The organism is Acetonema longum DSM 6540, assembly GCF_000219125.1.
GTDB classification, from domain to species: Bacteria; Bacillota; Negativicutes; order Sporomusales; family Acetonemataceae; genus Acetonema; species Acetonema longum.
Genome location: NZ_AFGF01000008.1, coordinates 1 through 2,321 on the forward strand (window position 1 = coordinate 1; position 2,321 = coordinate 2,321).

Annotated in this window: 2 protein-coding genes and 1 pseudogene; all 3 read right to left on the minus strand. The window is 46.2% G+C overall.

Translation table 11 applies throughout. The annotated features are described in order from the left end of the window. A pseudogene (locus tag ALO_RS23415) lies at nt 1-663 on the minus strand (spore surface glycoprotein BclB); the annotation flags it as partial. Nucleotides 664-928: 265 nt separating this feature from the next. Next, nucleotides 929-1,549: a hypothetical protein gene (locus tag ALO_RS00720; protein WP_004091724.1), complete on the minus strand. Its 621-nt coding sequence runs from the start codon at nt 1,547-1,549 to the stop codon at nt 929-931. Between the two features lie 228 nt (nt 1,550-1,777). Continuing rightward, on the minus strand, nt 1,778-2,321 hold a 544-nt coding region (locus ALO_RS21640; RefSeq protein WP_004091727.1), incomplete at its 5' end, for a BclA C-terminal domain-containing protein.

A 2,321-nucleotide genomic window follows, 5' to 3' on the forward strand; every position in this document is an offset into this window, starting at 1 on the left:
TGTAGCTCCGGTCACTCCAGGCGACAGGTCTTCAATTGTGACAATCGCCGACCCTTCTGTAACCGTAATGTCAAGTGTAGTGGATTGAATAATCAGGAACTCGCCGAGACCAACGGTTCCACTTCCGGTATTTCCCAATACAGTAAACAATTCTGTTCCTGGTCCAATAGCGCCGGTCGCTCCGGTTGCCCCTGCAGCTCCCGTAGCCCCGGTAGCTCCTGTAGCCCCGGCAGCTCCTGTAGCCCCGGCAGCTCCTGTAGCCCCGGTAGCCCCAGCAGCCCCGGTAGCCCCAGTAGCCCCGGTAGCCCCAGTAGCCCCTGCAGCCCCGGTAGCTCCTGCAGTCCCGGTAGCTCCTGTAGCCCCGGTAGCCCCGGTAGCCCCGGTAGCCCCGGTAGCCCCGGTAGCCCCTGTAGCTCCGGTAGCTCCTGTAGCTCCTGTAGCTCCTGTAGCTCCGGCAACCCCGGTAGGACAATGAATAGGCTTGCAAGGATCAAAAGGTTTGCACTGTCCAAAAGGGCCAAAGGGGCCGAAAGGACCAAAAGGGCCGAAAAGGCCGGAATTTTTACAATCATGATGATGATAGAATCTATGACGAGATTGATTTCCGCTATCATATATTTCTCTGTTAAATCTCTCTTTGCCAAAATGGCCGAATTGACGCATAATTTACCTCCTTAAGATTGATATATATTGTTCATAATAGAATATGAATTTTTATGTAAGACTGTTAATGTCTATTGCTACTAAACTATCCAGTCAAGGACCGATGGCACAAAATGGCCTAGTTGGATAGCCGGCAGTCCTTGATCACTCTCTGCATTCTAAAGAATAATCAAGCAGGCTACTAGGGATGTTCATTTTGTGCCATACCTCACAAAAAATATCAATATCATCAGACTTTGCTCTTTTTTCGCGATTTTGTTTGACGCTATATACTAACAATAGTTAAGTCTGCTTTAATGGGGGTTAATCCAAATACTACTGCTCCATCCGTGGCATTTATCAGTTGTAAAGTTACCGGAAGTACCGGACTTGCAGTAATTGAAATCAAAGCATTGCCACTCAGTTGTCCTGCTATGAGAGGGCTTGAAGCTCTGATATTATCGCCAGCCGAAGTAGTAACAGCAAATGTAGGTACAAAATCCGCTCCACCCGCTATACCGCCTATCGCTATCCACCAGTCAACATAAAACACCCCTGATTGTGTAATCGTTATTGTACCAAGATTATTGTAAGAGATAAACGATGATAAAGAAGTAATCATGGTGTCAAATACAACAGGTGCTCCGGGTGCCACAGTCAATGGTGACGGGCTTTGCAGCTGAATTTCCAAACCGCTTAACTCGGTATCATCGGTAGCGTCAACAGGACAGCAAAAATTAATAGGGTTGCAAAGCTTACATTTTCCAAAAGGACCAAAGGGGCCGAAAGGGCCGAAAGGGCCAAAGGCTTTCCAATCCTGTTGATAAAATTTATGACAATGTTGCTTCTCGAGATAATTTTTCTTTCGGCAAAGTGTATCTTCGTCAAAATGGTTGAACCGACGCATAGCTACCTCCTCCAAGATTAATAAATCGTTGTTCATAATACAATATGACTTTTTATGTATAATTGTTAATGTCACTTAGCAATTTTATGTTTTTTACTTATGTAGATACATTTCAAAAAGTATTTAGAAAATATCCAGCATCGGAGCCAACAGGCTTTACCTGGTTCAGTGCTATACAGACAGGAACTGGCCTCTGTTACCAGATGCCAGTTCCTATTCCTTCACTCTCTATCTTTGGCTTATAGTCAGTTGAGCGCCTATACTTGGGCTGATTCTTAGGAAGAAAGGCAAAGTATCTGTATTCCGCACGGTAATCTGATCACCAGCGATCAGTGACAGAATGGCCTGACCGATCAGTTGATCCGTAGGGTTAAACGAGGTGAGCTGTGTCGCTGGATTAATAGTTCCATTAACGACTATTGCTATGCTTGCGGGGGTCACAAAATTAAGAGATACACTGTATTCAACCAGGTAGTCTCCTGTCGTTGCAATAACAAGAGTAGTATCATTAGGATGCGTAATGTCTGATATAGGTCCAGTATTATTAAAAGGAACATCGGTATTGGCGGGAACGAGAATCGCAGTAGTGGACAAACTATATACATAAGCAAAATCACCAACACCTGGCCCAGTAGCACCTGTTGGCCCAGGTTCGCCTGTAGCTCCAGTTTCTCCTGTCACCCCAACGCCGGTGGCTCCAGTTGCTCCTGTAGCCCCAGTCTCTCCGGTGGCTCCAGCTTCTCCTGTAGCTCCAGTTTCTCCCGTAGGCCCA

Bases quoted from the DNA above. Each gene is read 5' to 3' on its own strand.
- ALO_RS00720 (WP_004091724.1), bottom strand. From the start codon at position 1,549: ATGCGTCGGTTCAACCATTTTGACGAAGATACACTTTGCCGAAAGAAA.